This window comes from Microcoleus sp. AT8-A3, assembly GCF_036705675.1.
Classification (GTDB): Bacteria; Cyanobacteriota; Cyanobacteriia; order Cyanobacteriales; family Microcoleaceae; genus Microcoleus.
The window spans coordinates 13,912-31,667 of sequence record NZ_JAUBVD010000021.1 but is presented as its reverse complement, the minus strand read 5'-3'; the positions used below and the strand labels follow the sequence as shown (position 1 = coordinate 31,667).

The 17,756-nt window shown below is 47.7% G+C and carries 15 protein-coding genes; 6 read left to right on the top strand and 9 right to left on the bottom strand.

Annotated features, from left to right (window positions below):
• Positions 1–169 precede the first annotated feature (169 nt).
• The 3 genes from clpX to tig form a co-directional block, all read right to left on the bottom strand.
• A complete protein-coding gene (clpX, locus tag QUB51_RS14500) occupies positions 170–1,513 on the bottom strand; it encodes an ATP-dependent protease ATP-binding subunit ClpX (protein WP_333054758.1) in 1,344 nt (447 codons plus the stop codon).
• Between the two features lie 9 nt (positions 1,514–1,522).
• Positions 1,523–2,212: an ATP-dependent Clp endopeptidase proteolytic subunit ClpP gene (gene clpP, locus QUB51_RS14495; RefSeq protein WP_333041644.1), complete on the bottom strand. Its 690-nt coding sequence runs from the start codon at positions 2,210–2,212 to the stop codon at positions 1,523–1,525.
• A 506-nt stretch (positions 2,213–2,718) separates the two neighbouring features.
• Entirely contained in the window at positions 2,719–4,137 is a 1,419-nt protein-coding gene (gene tig, locus QUB51_RS14490; RefSeq protein ID WP_333054759.1) for a trigger factor, read from the bottom strand.
• A gap of 1,014 nt (positions 4,138–5,151) precedes the next feature.
• On the opposite strand from tig, the gene QUB51_RS14485 reads away from it, so the two are divergent.
• The 3 genes from QUB51_RS14485 to QUB51_RS14475 all read left to right on the top strand — a co-directional run bounded on the left by QUB51_RS14485 (position 5,152) and on the right by QUB51_RS14475 (position 9,379).
• Positions 5,152–6,195, top strand: coding sequence for an aspartate-semialdehyde dehydrogenase (locus QUB51_RS14485; RefSeq protein WP_333054760.1), 1,044 nt, complete (start codon positions 5,152–5,154; stop codon positions 6,193–6,195).
• A 106-nt stretch (positions 6,196–6,301) separates the two neighbouring features.
• The gene (dapA, locus tag QUB51_RS14480; RefSeq protein WP_333054761.1) at positions 6,302–7,195 is read left to right on the top strand and encodes a 4-hydroxy-tetrahydrodipicolinate synthase; all 894 of its coding nucleotides are present in this window, start codon (positions 6,302–6,304) and stop codon (positions 7,193–7,195) included.
• 297 nt (positions 7,196–7,492) lie between these two features.
• Entirely contained in the window at positions 7,493–9,379 is a 1,887-nt protein-coding gene (locus QUB51_RS14475) for a ribonuclease J (protein ID WP_333054762.1), read from the top strand.
• Positions 9,380–9,853: 474 nt separating this feature from the next.
• Here the strand turns inward: QUB51_RS14475 and QUB51_RS14470 are convergent, their stop codons facing one another.
• The 3 genes from QUB51_RS14470 to QUB51_RS14460 all read right to left on the bottom strand — a co-directional run bounded on the left by QUB51_RS14470 (position 9,854) and on the right by QUB51_RS14460 (position 12,371).
• Positions 9,854–10,129 (bottom strand): MoaD/ThiS family protein, encoded by a 276-nt coding sequence (locus QUB51_RS14470; protein ID WP_333054763.1) that lies wholly within the window; start codon positions 10,127–10,129, stop codon positions 9,854–9,856.
• Positions 10,130–10,321: 192 nt separating this feature from the next.
• Positions 10,322–11,620 carry a threonine synthase gene (gene thrC, locus QUB51_RS14465; RefSeq protein ID WP_333238003.1) on the bottom strand — a complete coding sequence of 433 codons (1,299 nt, stop codon included), beginning with the start codon at positions 11,618–11,620 and terminating at the stop codon, positions 10,322–10,324.
• A gap of 490 nt (positions 11,621–12,110) precedes the next feature.
• Positions 12,111–12,371 (bottom strand): MoaD/ThiS family protein, encoded by a 261-nt coding sequence (locus tag QUB51_RS14460; RefSeq protein ID WP_015179186.1) that lies wholly within the window; start codon positions 12,369–12,371, stop codon positions 12,111–12,113.
• A 494-nt stretch (positions 12,372–12,865) separates the two neighbouring features.
• Here QUB51_RS14460 and QUB51_RS14455 point away from each other — a divergent pair, with 494 nt between their 5' ends.
• Positions 12,866–13,153, top strand: a complete 288-nt coding sequence (locus QUB51_RS14455; protein WP_333054766.1) for a hypothetical protein — start codon at positions 12,866–12,868, stop codon at positions 13,151–13,153.
• Between the two features lie 424 nt (positions 13,154–13,577).
• Here the strand turns inward: QUB51_RS14455 and QUB51_RS14450 are convergent, their stop codons facing one another.
• From QUB51_RS14450 to QUB51_RS14440, 3 genes are all read right to left on the bottom strand, one after another.
• Positions 13,578–13,718: a hypothetical protein gene (locus QUB51_RS14450; protein ID WP_333054768.1), complete on the bottom strand. Its 141-nt coding sequence runs from the start codon at positions 13,716–13,718 to the stop codon at positions 13,578–13,580.
• Positions 13,693–15,069: a cytochrome P450 gene (locus tag QUB51_RS14445; protein ID WP_333054769.1), complete on the bottom strand. Its 1,377-nt coding sequence runs from the start codon at positions 15,067–15,069 to the stop codon at positions 13,693–13,695. Before QUB51_RS14445 ends, QUB51_RS14450 begins: the two co-directional genes overlap by 26 nt.
• A 138-nt stretch (positions 15,070–15,207) precedes the next feature.
• Complete coding sequence (locus QUB51_RS14440; protein WP_333054770.1) at positions 15,208–15,813, bottom strand: hypothetical protein; 606 nt, start codon at positions 15,811–15,813, stop codon at positions 15,208–15,210.
• 694 nt (positions 15,814–16,507) lie between these two features.
• On the opposite strand from QUB51_RS14440, the gene QUB51_RS14435 reads away from it, so the two are divergent.
• Together QUB51_RS14435 and QUB51_RS14430 are read left to right on the top strand one after the other, a co-directional pair.
• Positions 16,508–17,074 (top strand): COP23 domain-containing protein, encoded by a 567-nt coding sequence (locus QUB51_RS14435; protein WP_333233495.1) that lies wholly within the window; start codon positions 16,508–16,510, stop codon positions 17,072–17,074.
• Positions 17,075–17,516: 442 nt separating this feature from the next.
• On the top strand, positions 17,517–17,744 hold the full coding sequence (locus QUB51_RS14430) for a hypothetical protein (protein WP_333054772.1): 228 nt from the start codon (positions 17,517–17,519) through the stop codon (positions 17,742–17,744).
• The last annotated feature ends 12 nt before the right edge of the window (positions 17,745–17,756 follow it).

Here is a 17,756-nt window from a genome sequence, read left to right as displayed (position 1 = left end):
TAATTTCGGCTACTAATAATTTCGATGCAACCGGAAACGATATGATATGTTGTACCATGCTCAAGAACAGGCTTTCCGGCCTGTTCCACAAAGAGTGAATTTTCTTGTGGGGAGTATGGGTTGGGCAGGAGATCCCGCCCTAAAAGACTTATTGACAATGTGAAAACTTTTAAGCCGATTCCGGTTTTGGTAGCGAAGACGGAAGTACCAATAACTCAGCAGTCGATCGCTTCTCGACCATTTCCTTAGTAATCGTACACCGGGCAACATCCTTGCGCGACGGCAACTCGTACATCACATCCAACATCAATTCTTCGACAATTCCCCGCAGCGCCCGTGCTCCAGTTTTGCGGCGGTATGCTTCCTGGGCGATCGCCCGAATCGCCTCTGGCTTAAAGTCCAACTGCACATTATCCATCTTCAGCAGCTTTTGATACTGCTTAACCAAAGCATTTCGGGGTTCCGTCAAAATCGCCATCAGCGTTTCCTCATCCAGCGGTTCTAACACCGCCGCCACCGGCACCCGCCCGATAAACTCAGGAATCATCCCAAACTTCACCAAATCATCCGGTTCCAGTTGCTTGAGTACATCAGCAGCCCGCTTTTCCTTCGGCTGAGCTTCTCCGGGCTGAATAAAGCCCATTGACTTTTTGCCCGTTCTCTGCTCTATCACTTTCTCCAGACCGACAAAAGCACCACCGCAGATAAACATGATATTGCTGGTATCAATTTGGATGCAGTCTTGGTAGGGATGCTTGCGCCCGCCTTGGGGAGGTACATTGGCGATCGTCCCCTCCAGCATTTTCAGCAGCGCCTGCTGCACGCCTTCCCCAGACACATCCCGCGTAATCGAAGGATTTTCGCTCTTGCGGGCTATTTTGTCAATTTCATCAATATAAATAATTCCGCGCTGCGCCTCTTCCACGTCCATATCTGCCACTTGCAGCAGCCGCAGCAAAATATTTTCCACATCTTCCCCGACATAGCCCGCTTCCGTCAGCGTCGTCGCGTCAGCCACCGCAAACGGTACGTCTAGCATATCCGCCAAAGTCTGAGCCAGCAGAGTTTTGCCGCAACCAGTCGGCCCGATTAACAAAATATTCGATTTTTGCAGTTCTACTTCTTCCGGCGGGTGCTTGCCACTATTTTTGGCATGGATAAAGCTCAGGCGCTTGTAGTGGTTGTAAACTGCCACCGAGAGCACCTTTTTCGCCTCATCTTGCCCGATCGCATTTTCGTCGAGATAATTTTTAATTTCCCTCGGCTTGGGAATTTGGCTCAGCGACATACTTTTGCCCGAAGTACCGCGGCGCTTTTGCGTCGTTTCCTGCTTCGGAGCCACCGCCGCTGCGGGCACTGCACTCGAATCAAACAACTCCTCATCTAAAATTTCATTGCACAAGTCAACGCATTCGTCGCAGATATACACCCCGGGCCCTGCGATCAACTTGCGTACTTGCTCTTGAGACTTGCCACAAAACGAACATTTTAGATGGGAGTCGTACTTAGACATAACAGCCTCTTAATTCAGTGCAGTGACATTCTCTCCCGCCGTCGGAAGGTTTTCCTTAGCGATAACTCGATCGACCAAACCGTAATTTTTGGCTTCCTCGGCTGACATAAAAAAGTCGCGCTCTGTATCCGCCTCTAATTTGTCGATCGGTTGACCCGTGTGGTGCGCTAGCAGTTGATTCAGCTTACGCTTATGATAAAGGATTTCTTTGGCTTGAATCTCAATATCAACTGCTTGACCTTGAGCACCTCCAAGCGGCTGGTGAATCATAATCCGGGAACTCGGAAGAGACATCCGCTTACCGTGAGCTCCTGCTGTCAGCAGAAATGCGCCCATACTCGCTGCCAAACCGTAACAAATCGTCACCACATCCGGGCGGATTTGCTGCATTGTGTCATAAATTGCCATGCCGGCCGTCACCGAGCCACCGGGGGAATTAATGTACATTTGGACATCTTTTTCTGGGTCTTCGGCATCTAGATACAATAGCTGAGCCACTATTGAGTCAGCAACTTCGTCGGTTACGGGAGTTCCTAAAAACACAATTCGCTCCCGCAGCAAGCGCGAGTAAATGTCAAAAGCCCGCTCGCCCATCCCCGACTGTTCTAGCACCATCGGCACTACATTGCTGGGGCTGGAACTGACATCAAAATCGTTATAGCTTGTAATTAGGTAATTGGAAGATTGAGATACAACCATAAGACACCAGTCAAGGATTCTAGACAATTTGCTGCTGCTGATGAAAGCTTTAAATTAAGCCGCCAGCTTTTAACTATTATGCCTCTTCTGAACAGATATCGGGGGAATGGGGAATTGGGCATTGGCCAAACAGGGCATAGTCGAGCAAAAATCTTGTGACTATTTAACCCAAATTCAACAGTAGCTCGACATTAAACGTAAAATTCGATCGCACTTCAGATACCCCCGATCCCCGCCCTAGGCACACTCCAAGAGCCAATTAGTGTCCACTTAAGCTTTCAGCCTGCCAAGTCCACCAGTGGGCCCGCTAGTCCGCCAGGGAATCAATTCCACGGGGCTTATAGCTAAAGTCCTCACTATGAGGACTAATGAATTATTCAGTCCTCATAGCGAGGACTTGCGCTTTGAGGCAGGGGTTTAAACCCCTGCCCGACTGCGGGTTTAACGTGTTTGTTGACACGAAGAAGGGCTGGCGTGCGGTGTCCCTACTACTTTGATTCTGCGCCCTATTCTTCGCCTACGACTTCCACTTCAACGCTCGTGGCTGCTTCTGCTGAATCTTCAGCGTCCGATTCTTCTGATTCTTCTGCTGCTGCAGGAGTCAGTGAGCCTTCAGGTACGAGTTCGATTGTTCCTTTTTCTTCCAACCATTTCAGGGTTTTTTGTTTGAGCAAGTCTTCTGCTACAAATTCCTGCAACCTTTGGGGGTCAAAATCTCCTTTGGGAAACTGCTTTCTGATTTTTGCTACTTCTGCTTTTACTTCTGCTGGTTCAACAGATAAGGATTCCAGCTTGGCTACTTCTGCCAGAGCTAAATTCTGCTTGAGGCGCTCGATTGCTTCCGGGCGCGAGCGTTCCCGCATCGGCCCCATATTTTCTTCGGTAAACAGTTGGTTGATATCTATGCCGTAATTTTTCAATTGGAGGGCTTGTTGATTCAACAAATAATCGATTTCGCGATCGACCATTGTTTCGGGAATTTCCACTTCTATTAGCTGCACAAGTGCTGCTGATATAGCTTTTTCCTTATTAGCTGATGTCTGGTTTTCTTGGTCGGCTTTAAACCGAGTTTCCAGCGATTCGCGCAGTTCTGCTAAGGTTTCAAACTCGCTGACTTCTTGGGCGAAGTCGTCGTCCAACTCCGGCAATTCTTTTTCCTTAAGTTCTTTGAGGGTAATCGTAAAGACTGCTGGTTTTCCGGCTAATTCTTCACTGCTATACTCTTCGGGGAACTGTACAGAAACTTCTCTCGTTTCTCCTGGATTCATCCCGATCATGCCTTGGATAAAGCCCGGTACAAACTGATTTTCCGACAATTCTACTTGGAAGTCTTCTGCTTCGCCACCGGGAATTTCTGCGGGAGTTTCGCCTTCTGGTGCTTCCGCAAATCTACCGGAGAAATCAACCAAAGCCGTGTCTCCCAACTGAGCTGGCCGGCCTTCTACGGGGATTAAAGTAGCTTTGTCCGATCGATATTTTGCCAATACCTCATCTACCTGACCCTCATCATACTTAGCTTCTTCTGCTTGAAGCTGCAAACCTGTGTACTGACCCATTTTTACTTCGGGTTGTACATCAACCTTCGCCGAAAAAATCAGAGGCTGTTCTGGATCGAACTTCTCTAGTAATTCTTCAAACTCGGTGCGAAGTTCAAAACTGCCAATTGCCGCAATTTTTTCTTGTTCGAGGGCTTTTTGCAGGGAATCATTAATCAAATTTTCCAAAGCCGTCGCCTTCAAACGACTCTGGCCTAGGCGCTGTAGCAAAACTTGACGGGGAACTTTGCCTTTGCGGAACCCAGGAATACTAACCTCGCGAGCAAATTGTTTAATTACTTGCTCGTAAGCTTGTTTTGACTTTTCTGACGGTACTTCGATTTCCAGACCAATTTGGCTAGCTGGAAGTTTTTCCTGGGTTACTTTCATCGGCTTTTTTGATATTTAACAATAGTGTATTGACACTCCCTGTCCTTTAGGTCAGGGATTCTTAATTCAGCGACTGACCTTAAAATGTTGCGTCCTTTCGGCAATCCTCAAACTTTTTAACCGTAGAAATCCTACCAATTAACGAGCCTGATTCGCAGTCATCCCTCTTGGTCTATCTCCAAAAGCGTACTAGGATATTTACCTAGAGTTCGGGTATGCCCTACCCTACTTAACAAGACTAAATAGTTTGTTTCTCTGGTTAAAGGAACTGTGTTAAGCCCCTAGCTGTTTATAGAGTTTTCGCCGCTCTTTGTCCCCCGGTTTACGCGCCAAAGTGTGTCGTTAACTGTTTTTATGCACTAGGGCGCAGGAGTTTAACCTTGACTACTCTAGAATACTAGAAATTTCCTGACTTTTAGGAAGGGATTTAAGAAATTAAAGCCGTCCTAGAAGGACAGGGTTTTAGACCCAATTTCCTTGATAAAATACATACAAATCTGACTTTGCCTGCATTTTAATTTTGTACGCTTTGACTCGTAACGGCACAACTACAACACCTTTACCGGATGAGACTGTAAGTCATTGCCGGCTACTTTTTTGGCTCTTGCCAAATAGTTTGGGTTTGAGGATACTAGCTTTTGCTGCTAGGAATGTGGAGGTTAAGTCCACTAATTGCCGATGCACCATAGCACATATCGCCCTGTGATGTCAATCTTGCCGGTCTCTGCGGCCAGTCAAAGTCAATGGATGCGCCTGCGAAAATGCAGATATATCGCAAAACTTAACCGGATGCGGATTGGGCGTGGGCGAGCGACAAAAGATGCTAAACTGGCATTGGGTACGATCGCACGGATCGATCGGGAAGTTCGATCGCCCTTTTAGGTTAACTGCACCATTGCTATCCTCTCATGCTCCTGATATCGCATAACATTAATTAAGTTTGATATTGAGAATTGCAGTTATTTAAATTTTTGATTTCGATCCTTTAGACTCTAATTTGTGGAGGAAACTAATTTGTCTCAATCCTATCGAGTTGCCATTTTAGGAGCTACCGGCGCAGTCGGGGCCGAGTTGCTAGAACTCTTGCACAGCCGGACTTTTCCGATTTCTCACTTGAAGCTGCTGGCTTCGGAACGTTCAGCAGGCACTACCTTGCCTTTTGGGGGCGAGATGCTGCAGGTGGAAGCAGTTTCGGCGCGATCTTTTGATAATGTAGATTTGGTGCTCGCCTCTGCCGGCGGCTCTACTTCTAAATTATGGGCTCCGCAAGCTGTGGCAGCCGGGGCAGTGGTAATTGACAATTCTAGCGCTTTCCGCATGGATGCGACGGTACCGCTAGTGGTTCCCGAAGTCAATCCCCAAGCGGCAGCAGCTCACCGAGGTATAATTGCAAATCCCAACTGCACGACTATTTTGATGGCGGTTGCCGTTTGGCCACTTCACAAAGTTAGGCCGATACAGCGCATCGTTGTAGCAACTTACCAGTCTGCCAGCGGGGCGGGGGCCAGGGCAATGGAGGAAATGAAAGCTCAAGCAAGAGCAATTTTGCAGGGAGAAACTCCCAAAACAGATATATTTCCCTACCCGTTAGCATTTAATTTGTTTCCGCACAACACCCCGATTAACGATTTGGGGTATTGTGAAGAAGAAATGAAAATGGTAAACGAAACTCGGAAGATATTTGGTACGGACGAGATTAAAATTACGGCAACTTGTGTGCGGGTTCCCGTACTGCGGGCTCATTCGGAAGCGATTAATCTAGAGTTTGCAGAGCCTTTTAGCGCGATCGAGGCCAGGGAAATCTTAAAGCAGGCAAGCGGGGTTAAGCTGGTAGAAGACTGGCAAGCTAATTATTTCCCGATGCCCGCAGAAGCCAGCGGTAAGGATGACGTGTTAGTCGGCAGGATTCGCCAAGATATTTCTCACCCCTGCGGGTTGGAAATGTGGCTGTCGGGCGATCAAATTCGCAAAGGGGCGGCTTTAAATGCGGTGCAGATAGCTGAGTTGCTGGTAGAAAAAAATTTGTTGCGAAGCCAAGTGGCGGCGGCTTCTAATTAGGGGAAGCCTCGCAACTTGAAAATTGAAATTGGGGATTTTAGATAAACCTTTCATCTGAAATCAAAAATTTAAAATCAAACATCAACAGTCTAAAATCGGAGAAAGTGTGGTAAAGTTTGGACGGGTTCTGACTGCAATGATTACGCCGTTTAAGGAAGACGGCAGCGTTAACTATGCGGTAGCAGAACAATTGGCAGTTCATTTAGCCGATCGCGGTACAGATAGCTTGGTAGTGTGCGGCACTACTGGCGAGTCTCCCACTATGACGTGGGATGAAGAGTACGAATTATTTCAGGTGGTACAAAAGGCGGTGGCCGGTAAGGCGTTGGTAATCGCCGGAGCAGGCTCGAATTCTACTTCAGAAGCAGTCGCAGCTACCCAAAAAGCAGCTAAACTAGGGTTAGACGGTTGTTTGCAGGTGGTTCCTTATTACAACAAACCCCCGCAAGAAGGTTTATATAATCATTTTCGGGCGATCGCGCAATCTGCTCCAGAATTGCCTATAATGTTATATAACATCCCCGGTCGCACTGGTCAGAATATGTTGCCGGAGACGGTGGCTCGATTGGCCCAAATTCCCAACATTGTGGCCGTAAAAGAAGCAAGTGGCAACTTGGATCAAGCAAGTCAAATTCGGTGCTTGACATCCCCTGAATTTGCCATCTATTCTGGAGATGATTCCCTAACTTTGCCAATGTTGGCGGTAGGAGGATCTGGTGTAGTTAGCGTAGCCAGCCATCTGGTAGGAGAACAACTGCAACAGATGATCAAAGCTTTCGAGGCCGGTCAAGTTCAAGTCGCTACCCAGATTCACTTGCAACTTTTTGACCTGTTTAAAGCTCTTTTTCTCACCACAAATCCCATTCCAGTCAAGACAGCTCTCAAGCTTCAAGGCTGGGATGTCGGCTCCACCCGTCCGCCCCTGTGCGATCCGCCCGTTGAGGTAACTCAAAAGTTAAAGGACGTACTGAGTCAGCTAGCAGCAGTATCAGCTAGCTAGACGAGCGAGAACGAGTTTTCAGACAACTGAATATTGGTTGTTATCAGTCATTAGTTCTGAGTTATCAGTCATTAGTAATTAAGTGTTAGTAAGTAGCTAACAGTCAAGCATTAAAGACTGAAGATAGAAGAATGAAGGCCAAAGACAACTGACTGTACGGGAGAGTAAAACCCGCCAGGGATTTTTCCATAAATATTTGGAAAAATATCGCCCTACCAACGAACCGTAGACGAAAGACGAAAGACGACAGACCATAGACCACAGACCAATAACAAAAATAACTAACAAAGGATACGCATGATCAAAAATACAACTGCATCTGCTCTAAAAGTTATTCCCCTCGGCGGGCTGCACGAAATCGGTAAAAACACTTGTGTGTTCGAGTACGGCGACGAAATCATTCTTTTAGATGCCGGTTTAGCGTTCCCGACAGATGGAATGCACGGGGTAAATATTGTCCTTCCCGACATGACTTACCTGCGGGAAAACAGCCACAAAATTAAAGGTATGATCGTGACTCACGGTCACGAAGACCACATAGGTGGTATCCCTTATCACCTCAAACAATTTGAAATTCCAGTCATCTACGGCCCGCGTTTGGCGATGGCTTTGCTAGCCGGAAAACTCGAAGAAGCCGGAGTGTCTCACCGCACTGAATTGAGAACGGTTAGACCCAGGGATACTGTCAGAATTGGCAAGAATTTCTTAGTCGAATACATCCGCAACACTCACTCGATGGCCGACAGTTTTACGGTGGCAATTCACACTCCCGTCGGAATTGTGATCCACACCGGAGACTTTAAAATTGACCACACTCCTGTAGACGGCGAGCATTTTGATTTGCAAAAGCTGGCGGAGTACGGCGAGAGAGGCGTGCTGTGCTTGATCAGCGATTCTACTAACTCGGAAGTTCCCGGTTTTACCGCTTCGGAAAGTTCTGTGGCGCCGAATTTAGACAGAATTATCGCTCAAGCACCGGGACGGATAATGCTGACGACTTTTGCTTCGTCGGTACACCGATTGCAAATTGTTTTGGACTTGGCTAAGAAAAACAATCGGTATGTCGGAGTGGTTGGCCGGTCGATGCTTAACGTCATCGCTCACTGCCGCAATCTTGGCTACATCAAATGCGAAGATAGTATTTTCAAACCGCTGAAAGAAATCCGCAATTTGGCAGAAGACAAGGTGCTGATTTTAACTACAGGTTCCCAAGGCGAACCGATGGCGGCGATGACTCGCATTGCTAACGGCGAACATCACGAACTGAAAATCAGAAAGGGCGATACTGTCATTTTCTCAGCTAATCCGATTCCGGGAAATACGATCGCAGTGGTAAACACGATCGATAAACTGATGATGCTAGGAGCACACGTGGTTTACGGCCGCGACAAAGGCATTCACGTTTCCGGCCACGGTTGTCAAGAAGACCAAAAGTTAATGATTAACATGACTCGTCCCAAGTTCTTCTTGCCGGTTCACGGGGAACACCGGATGCTGATCCAGCACTCCAAGACGGCTCAAAGCATGGGCATTCCCGCTAGCAATATGGTGGTTATTGATAACGGCGATGTCGTAGAATTGACCGAAAATTCGATACGAGTTGCTGGTCAAGTGCCTTCAGGAATTGAATTGGTAGATGCTTCTAGATCGGGCGTTGTCAAAGCTAGCGTCCTCAAGGAACGTCAGCAGTTGGCGGGAGATGGCGTTGTAACTGTAGCGGCGGCTTTGAATTGGGAAGGCAAATTAGTTGCTAAACCAGAAGTCCACTTGAAAGGTGTAGTGACATCAGCCGATCGCGCGGAGGTTATCAAATTAATCACTCAAACCATTGAAACAGTTTTGAGCGATCGTTGGTCAGAATTTGTAAAACCTGCCACTGCTGACTCACAAGTTGATGTTGACTGGGTAGGAGTGCAAACGCAAATAGAAAAAGCAATTCAGCGAGTGATGCGCCGGGAACTGCAAAGCAATCCGCTGTTGGTATTCCTGATGCAAATTCCTGAAGAAGCAGTGCGATCGGAAAAAGCAGCAGTATCTCCAGGTGCCCTGGAAGCACCTAAGCTATTATCCTCGCAATCATCGCCATCATCGCCGTCATCGCCATCATCCCCATCCTTGCCATCTCCTGCCAATCAGGTGACGGGCCGGCGCCGTCCCCGGACTGCTGCAAGGGCAGCTTCCTAGTAGGATAATTCTCGGACGCACTGCGAACAAAGAAAGGAGTTTTAGGTTTGGTAGTTGCGCTTGGGTACCCAAGCGCAACTACCAGCCTAGATATAAGAAATGAGAATTAAATAACTTCCACAAGATTGTGGGATGGCGTCCCGCCCGTCCTTTTTGGACGGGCGGGACGCACATCCCACAATAACAATTAAAATTGTAAGTTATTTAATTCTCATTCCTTACCTAATCCGGGATTTGTAGGATTTTCTCGGTTAAGCTGTGGAGCATTTAAACCAGTAACGAGGCTAGTAGGGTGCGTCAGCTATAACCCTTACGCTGAAACGGAAAACCTTAGATGCTGACGCACCTTACGCAAGCCCTTTAAATGCCGAACAGCTTAGCGAAGGAGTAGTTTTTAAACCGTAAATAAACGCAAGTGAACGCAGATAGATTTAAATAACTATCTGCGTTCACTTGCGTTTATTTGAAAATTAATCAGCCACCAGCAACAGCAGGAACAATGCTGACTTCATCGCCATCTTGGAGGGCTGTATTTGAGCCATCCAAAAAGCGGATGTCTTCGCTGTTGACGTAGAAGTTGAGAAATCGGCGGGGTTCTCCCTTTTCGTCGCACAGGCTTTTTTTGATGCCGGGACAATTGGTTTCCAGCGATTCAATTAATTCGGAAATGTTATCGCCGGCGCATTCGATGGTGGCTTGATTGTTGGTAAATTTTTGCAGGGGGGTTGGAATTAAAACTTTGACGGTCATTTTTTTAGTCCTTAGTCAGTAGTCAGTAGTCAGTAGTCAGTAGTCAGTAGTCAGTAGTCAGTAGTCAGTAGCTTAATAACTAATAACTAATGACTAATGACTGATGACTATTAATCAGTAGTCCTCAGTCAGTAGTCAACAGCTTAATAACTAATAACTAATGACTAATGACTGATGACTAATGACTATTTATTAAACCGAAACTTGTTGCCATTCTAGGCGTTCGAGCGTGCGGGCGCGTTCTAGGGCGCGCTCGAATGCTTCTAGTTTCGGTTCGAGGGTGATGGGTTCGCCGATGTAGCCTTGAACTGCTTCTTGCGTTTTCAAACCGTTGCCGGTGATGTAAACGACTGTGGTTTCATCGGGATTGATTTTACCTGCTTCTACGAGTTTCTTCAAGACTGCGATTGTGGTGCCGCCTGCGGTTTCAGTGAATATGCCTTCAGTTTCTGCTAGCAGTTTCATGCCTTCGATGATTTCGGTGTCGCTGACGGATTCAATGTTGCCGCCTGTTTTGCGGGCGATTTCCAAGGCGTACATACCGTCGGCTGGATTGCCGATCGCGATCGACTTAGCAATTGTATTCGGTTTCACCGGTTTGACGAAATCACGGCCTTCGCGGAAGGCTTGGGCGATGGGGGAACAGCCGTCAGCTTGGGCACCGCTGAATCTGACTTTCTTTTCGTCCACTAAACCGACTTCGATGAATTCATTAAAGCCTTTGTAAATCTTTGTGAACAAAGAGCCGGAGGCGAGGGGAGCGACGATGTGATCGGGCAATTGCCAGCCTAGCTGTTCGGCAACTTCGTAACCGAGGGTTTTTGAGCCTTCGGAATAGTAGGGACGCAAGTTGATATTGACAAATCCCCAGCCATGTGTATTGGCGACTTCGCAACAGAGACGGTTAACTTGATCGTAGTTGCCGTGAACTGCCATGACAGTTGGATTGTAAATCAGAGTGCCGAGGACTTTGCCTGCTTCTAAGTCGGAGGGGATGAAGACTACGCAGTCGAGTCCGGCGTGGGCGGCGATCGCAGCCGTAGAGTTAGCTAAATTGCCGGTGCTGGCACAGGATACCGTTGTGAAACCCAATTCTCTCGCTCTGCTAAGGGCAACTGACACCACTCTGTCTTTAAAGCTGAGAGTGGGCATATTGACGGCATCGTTTTTAATATAAAGATTTTTTAGACCGAGGCGGCGCGCCAAGCGGTGGGATTTTAATAGAGGAGTCATCCCCGTGCCGACATCGATGACGTTATCTGTAGCGACTGGTAAAAATGCGCGGTAGCGCCAGATCGAGTTGGGGCCGGCTGCGATGGTTTGGCGAGTGACGCTGCGGCGGATGGCGTCGTAGTCGTACTTGACTTCAAGCGGGCCAAAACAGCAATCGCAGACGTGCTTGGCTTGGAGTTCGTACTCTTCGCCGCATTCTTTACATTTGAGGGCTGTGAAGGTTGCTGCTGTGGATTGTGTTCTGGTGGCCTGGGTCATAGCTCAACTCTCTAGTTTTGCGATGTTTTCTTAGTCTTGTGCAAGATTAACACGGTCAATTTACCTCGTCAACCATACCCGATTTTTTTAGTCGGGATTGATTTTTCAATTAAACAGTGGTGTATTTAACTTTGATATTTGGGCGGGCGGGACGCCCAGACCACAAGGATTTGAGTTGTTTTCAGGATCGGGTTCTTAATCCAGATTTTCAGGCCCGCACGCCAGCCCGATCGAGATCAAGGATGATTTGCCGACGAAATTGTTACAAAACTTAATAAATCTTTTTTTGGCTAAGAATTGGGCAGTCGTGCGATCGAACACAACTACAAAACCTCGAATTTTTGATTAACTGAGATGTTGCACGATTCTCGCTTAACAGGCTTTTCGGCCTGTTCCACAAGAAAATTCACTCTTTGTGGAACAGGCCGAAAAGCCTGTTCATAAAAAGCTTATTGAGAATGGTGCAACATTTCAGATTAACCAACTTAGCCTACCCGCCGCTGACGGGAGGGATGAGGACAACTTCGTCACCGTCTTGGAGGATGGTATCGGGGGAGACGAATTCCAGGTTGAGGCCGAAGCGGGTGCGATCGCGCCATTGTTCTAATTGAGGATATTGGGCGATCGAGCTTTCGAGCACTTGAGACACTGGGGTTTCGGGAGGAAGTTCTAATGTAAGTTCCGAAACGCCGTAGGCTTCACCGAAGGCGGCGAACAGTTTAACGGTGATGGTAATCGAAGAGTTAGACACGGCTGTTGAGTGCGATCGACGGTTTGGCAATTATCAACTACACCATACAATTAATTAGTAATTAGGCGCGCCGAGGCTTAGAATTGAAAGCGGCAACCTCTAGTTAAGTTTTACCCCACCGGGTAAAGATGATAGTTGATTGCAGCAAAAAGTCTTAACAGGATTGTATGCCGATCGCTCTCACCAACCAGGTGTTAGAAGCAGTTTGCATCCACTTAGATGCAGCTAGCTAAGGTCTAGTTGGCTGCTGTTGAGGCTAATGCGAGAATATTTTTTGAGGATGCGGTATAGATACTTTACGGTAATTGTGGGAGAGTACAAAAAGCTCGCACTACATTTAGCAGGCAACAACGCAGACAAGGCCCTGTCAACCCGCTTTTCCTGACAAAAAATCAGGTTATAAAGTGTGGATTGGAATTGCCAAACCTTTGCCATGCTTAGCAAGCTACCCGTTCTATCTAAGAAGAATACTGAAGTTAACGCGATAGAAATATATGGCAAATAACGATTTTAAAGTGCTTCAGATTATTGAAGCTAAAGGCTGGTATGCCTTTGGCAGTACCAAGCAAAGCCAGCACGTTGAGAGATGGGTAAGACCTGTAGTGTGTTGGGTTTTAATAGAAGATAAAAAAAAGCGACGGGTTGTGACAGCTACCGCTAGCTATCAAATCCAGATTGACGACAAAGAAGTCGAGTTTTTTGCCCACGAAAGCGAAATTCAAGATATGGAGAGTCTCCCGAAGTCTGTCTCGGTGTCAGAATTTCTGAAAACAGAAGATTGAGAGAAGGGCCAAAGGAGATAATTTAACAAGTTATTAATTATTCCTTAGTGATTCCTTAAACTTGCTGTCGGATTCTATTGGAATTAGAGGCAGAATCTCTACATTGGGGAGAGGGGCAGAGGGGGACAGGGGGAGAATTTATAGTTTTGCCTTGCCTTCTGCATCTTGTCTCCAATGCCTGAAGTAGCCCAAAAAATAAAGAGGCCGGAAGATTGGTGGCATTGCCAACACGCTTCCGACCTTGCTGAATAACAGGGTATGCATATGTTTTTAAAGTATGGCAGGGAGGCTTTTGAGATATCAAGAGGACTATTGCAATCACCCACTTTTGCTTTCAGGCTGTGTTTGCGAGGCTCCTATTATTTTAGACTGAGAATTTGAAAATTGAGAGAGGGGAGGCTTACAGGTTAAGGATTCTAGCTATTTATCTGTAGCGGGTGCTACAAAAAATTGTGGCATTGGCGGACGATCGCACTTTCTCGCTAAATTGTTTGCACTCAAAGCCCAAAGTTCGATCGTCCCCTGCAACTGCTGCGACTTCAAACTCCACTAACAACAGGTTCACGCTTCTGCTGCGACATCCGCCGCCCCAGCAGGGCCATCCGCACGCCACCGGCTGGCCCTAAAGTCACCCCTCGGCGTTTGGCCTGTACGGGCTTTTTCTCGGCCAATACTAGGTCGAAATCCCGCAAAATGGTTGCCAGCACCAGTTTCATCTCCAACTGCGCCAGCGCCAAGCCGATACAGCGGCGGCTGCCGCCTCCAAAGGGCAAATACTCGTAAGGCGAGAATTGCCTCTCCAAAAACCGTTCCGGTTTAAATTGCAGCGGTTCTGGATATAAATCCTCCCGTCTGTGGGTCAAATAAATTGAGGCGAAAACAACCGTGCCCGGTTCGAGTTGATGTCCCATCAGTTCCACGGGCGATCGTACCACTCGCGGAAACGTCAGCATTCCCACCGGGTAAATTCGCAGCGTTTCCTGACAAACTGCACTCAGATAAGGCAAGCGGGAAATCTCCATCGGATCGGGATTTTCCCCCAAACTGTCCAATTCTTGCAGCAACTTCTGGCGCACCGAGGGCAAACTGTGAATCCAGTAAAATGCCCAAGCTAGGGCAGTTGCTGTGGTTTCGTGGCCTGCAAACAGCAGCGTCATCAACTCGTCGCGCAATTCTTCATCGGTCATTGGTTGCCCGTTTTCGTCGCGCGCGGCCATCATTAAGCTGAGAATGTCGGTGCGGTTGGCATCAGGTTGCAGTCTGCGTTCTGCAATTTCGCCGTCCATCAGTTCGTTAATTTTCCGCTGCTGCTGTTTCATCCGTCCCCAAGGACTCCAGGGCCCCCAATCTTGCTGCATCCAGCCTAGAAACAGCATACTCGATCGCAAAGGAGAGCCGATCGTATCGATAATCGCAGCCAGCAGCGGGGACAGTTGCTGCAACCGTGGCCCGTCATCCAGACCGAAGACAGCCTGCAAGATTACCCGCATGGTGACTTCCTGCATGGCGCTGCGGGCAACAAAAGGTCGATCGACAGACCATTTGCAGGCAACATCTCGAGCGATATCGCAAATTAGTTGGCCGTAATTCCGCATCCGTTCCCCATGAAAAGGTGGCATTAATAATTGGCGATCGCGTTTGTGCTTTTCTCCAGAGAGCACAATCATGGATTGTTCTCCCAGCAAGGGTTTAAGAATACCGTTGATCTCGCCTGGAGCGTCAAAAGCTTTGCTGTTGAACATTTCCTGGATGGCTTGCGGGTTGTGGATCATCACGAATGGTTTGAGCTTGCCCCATCGAGTCGTGAAAATCTCCCCGTACTTTTTGGCAGATAGATCCAGGTATGTCAGCGGATCGCCAATCCATTGAATTAGCTGCACGAAGCGGGGGCTTTTGGGGCCGTCAGGTAGTGTCATAGGAATTACCGGGGTTTGGGTCACAGGACTTAGCAGTATCAAAAAACTTCAAAGGGTTTGAAGGTTTATTCAATCCCTCCCAACCCTTGTTTTTAAGGGGAGAATTGTGTAATTCCCATCTCCAATAATTTTAATCGCTTATTCTCGAACTGTGCTCAAAATATCCTCTCCAAGCTCTGTAAAACGAACAGTTTTGATTTGCCAAGGAGCATAACTGGTTAAAGTTTGGCGCACGCCCCCGAACAAACCTAACATTTGACAACTGGACAAATTTTGCAATTTCTGCCGCGAATTTCCGGAGGCTCGCAGATCCACGGTAGCTATTCCGAGGTCGCGATCGATCTTGAGGCGATAGCCAGCCAAACCAAGACTATCGAAAATCTGCTGCTTTAACACTTCATTAACCGCCGATGACATTAACTGGTTCTCTGGGCCTGTAACTGTTTCCGGCTTCAGATTTTGACATAAATTATCTACCTTATAAACCGTAACGGTGGCAGTATTTTCTGAGAGGGTAGCACTGCCTAAAACTGAGGCAACAGATTTATAAGGCTGCGTTAATTGACTCGATCGAGCCTCAATTTGATTTCCCGTTAGCTGTAGGTGTTGGAACTGAGGGGCGCTTCGGGAGAGTTGGCTCTGGTTTTCGGTTGAGGTAGCTGCATCTGAGGTAGAACAACCGCTACCGCCTATCAAAATTAACCAAACGCCTAAATATCCTAACTGTTTGCAGATACGGTTCATAGTTTTTAATACTCAACTAAACTTCAGTGTACGGAGGGTGAACTTTGGTAGTAGAAAGCATTTAGTCCCTGATTACACTCACTTAGAAGTATTTCTAGGTATCCGTAATACGGAGATGAAAACAAGTTAAGAGTTCTGGTCAATACCTTCATTTTCACGTTCGATCGATCGGGCACAGGAAGTATTAGTCCTCATTTGTGCAACCCTGCCGTCTCGGTATCGCAGCAGATCGAGCTAGGGACTTCGATCGCAAAGTGATATCAAATACCGTGTCAGTAGGTGTGATGTACCGTTGCAATTCGAGCAATTCCAATATCTGAGGTAAAGAGCCTCTTTCCGGTTTGCGACAGCCCGAGCTGGATTAGTAGTAATGAGGACAGAATTCAGACTGGCGCGCGCATTTTAAGCTCGGTTTCGGAGCGCCTTTTTAACAGCGCCGATAATCGCGGTTAGAGGGAATGTCCAAGTCGCGAACAATATCAAAACTTACGGATCAAAAGCAAAGAAACCGGGTTGTTTAACCAGGCATAAGGGCTGCAACGAAGTGTTTTCGTAAAAAAAACTGGTTTCTGGTCAAGTCGCGAATCACATAATTCCTCAGTCAGCGGATCTGTAACGAACAGGCGTGTCAAGGGTGTTATCGCAGCATTCGGTGATTTTTGTGTCGCATCCCATCAAAAAGAGTGAGAACATCATGAAACAGCAATTATGGACAAAAGTTTTGGCGGCAACAGCCATCGCCCTCAGCGGCCTGACGGTTGCTTCTGAACCGAGTTACGGTCGGCGAGCGTCGGGGGAAAGTGGATTTTGGTGCAATACCTCGACTGGTGCGCCGGTGACGGTGTACCAAAACGCTCAAGGTGCTGTAGAGCCTTGGATTGAGTGGACTTCCGATTATTTCTCCGGTTCTGGCTACGATCCGGCAACTCGGTGTCAATTAGTGAGTCAACGCCTCGAAACCTATCGCCGCCAACGAATGCTTAAGTACATTACAGCAGGCCAAATGAACGGCCAGAACGTCATCTGCACGGCGAATCAAGTCAATGGGCGGTGTCAAAATTTGATTTATACCCTCAGACCCGGCCAAGACCCGATCGGCTCTTTGTATAATTTGTTGGCTTGGCGCCAAGGATATGTCGGGATGCCGTCTTTTGATGAGACCAGTAAAATTCCTTACATTGATGTCAGGGAAAAGCTAGGGGAAAACACGGATGATGAGGTGCAACAGCCTTCTTTTTCTCCGCCGTCGGGACAGCCTTAAAGATGGGCAAATTTTCCATCCCGTCACCAATTCCAAGGATTGAGGTGGAAAGTTTGGCGCGTCATTCGATTTTAGATTTTAGATTTGAGATTTTGGATGTTGGAGGCGACCCCACGGATAAATTCGGGGGCTTGAGGATTTTAGATTTTAGGATCGCGAATTAAATAATTTACACTCTTGAAAGTGGGTTGGGCCTGAAAGCCCGCCCTTTCTGGACGGGCTTTCAGGCCCATCCCACAAGAAGCATCACGCATTCTAAGTTATTTAATTCTCATTCCTTAGATGCTTTCGATTGATTCCACGGATCAAGCACGTGGCGGATACCACCTTTGAAATTCTTCGTCAAACAGCGGTACGCATCCCGACGGGGAAATCTTCTGGTTCCGAGACGAGCGTCCGGCTGCAGGGCCAAACCTATAGGGTGCTCACTAACTAGCAGGTTGTGGCGATCGGACTTGTCACCGACGACGGCCTCCTCCACCCACTGCTAGGAGTTCTGAGGCGGCTGGGCAATACCGATCGGGCGATCGTTCTGTTTCGCAGCGCGATCGAGTATAAAATAGCACTATTCAGCCTTGAACCCGGAGCGGTGTCTGAGCCAGTGTTGGCAGTCGGCTTTCCTGGGGGTGCTGAGGTTAGGAGTTTCGCTGACCACGAATTTCAAAGGTAGTACCCGCCACGT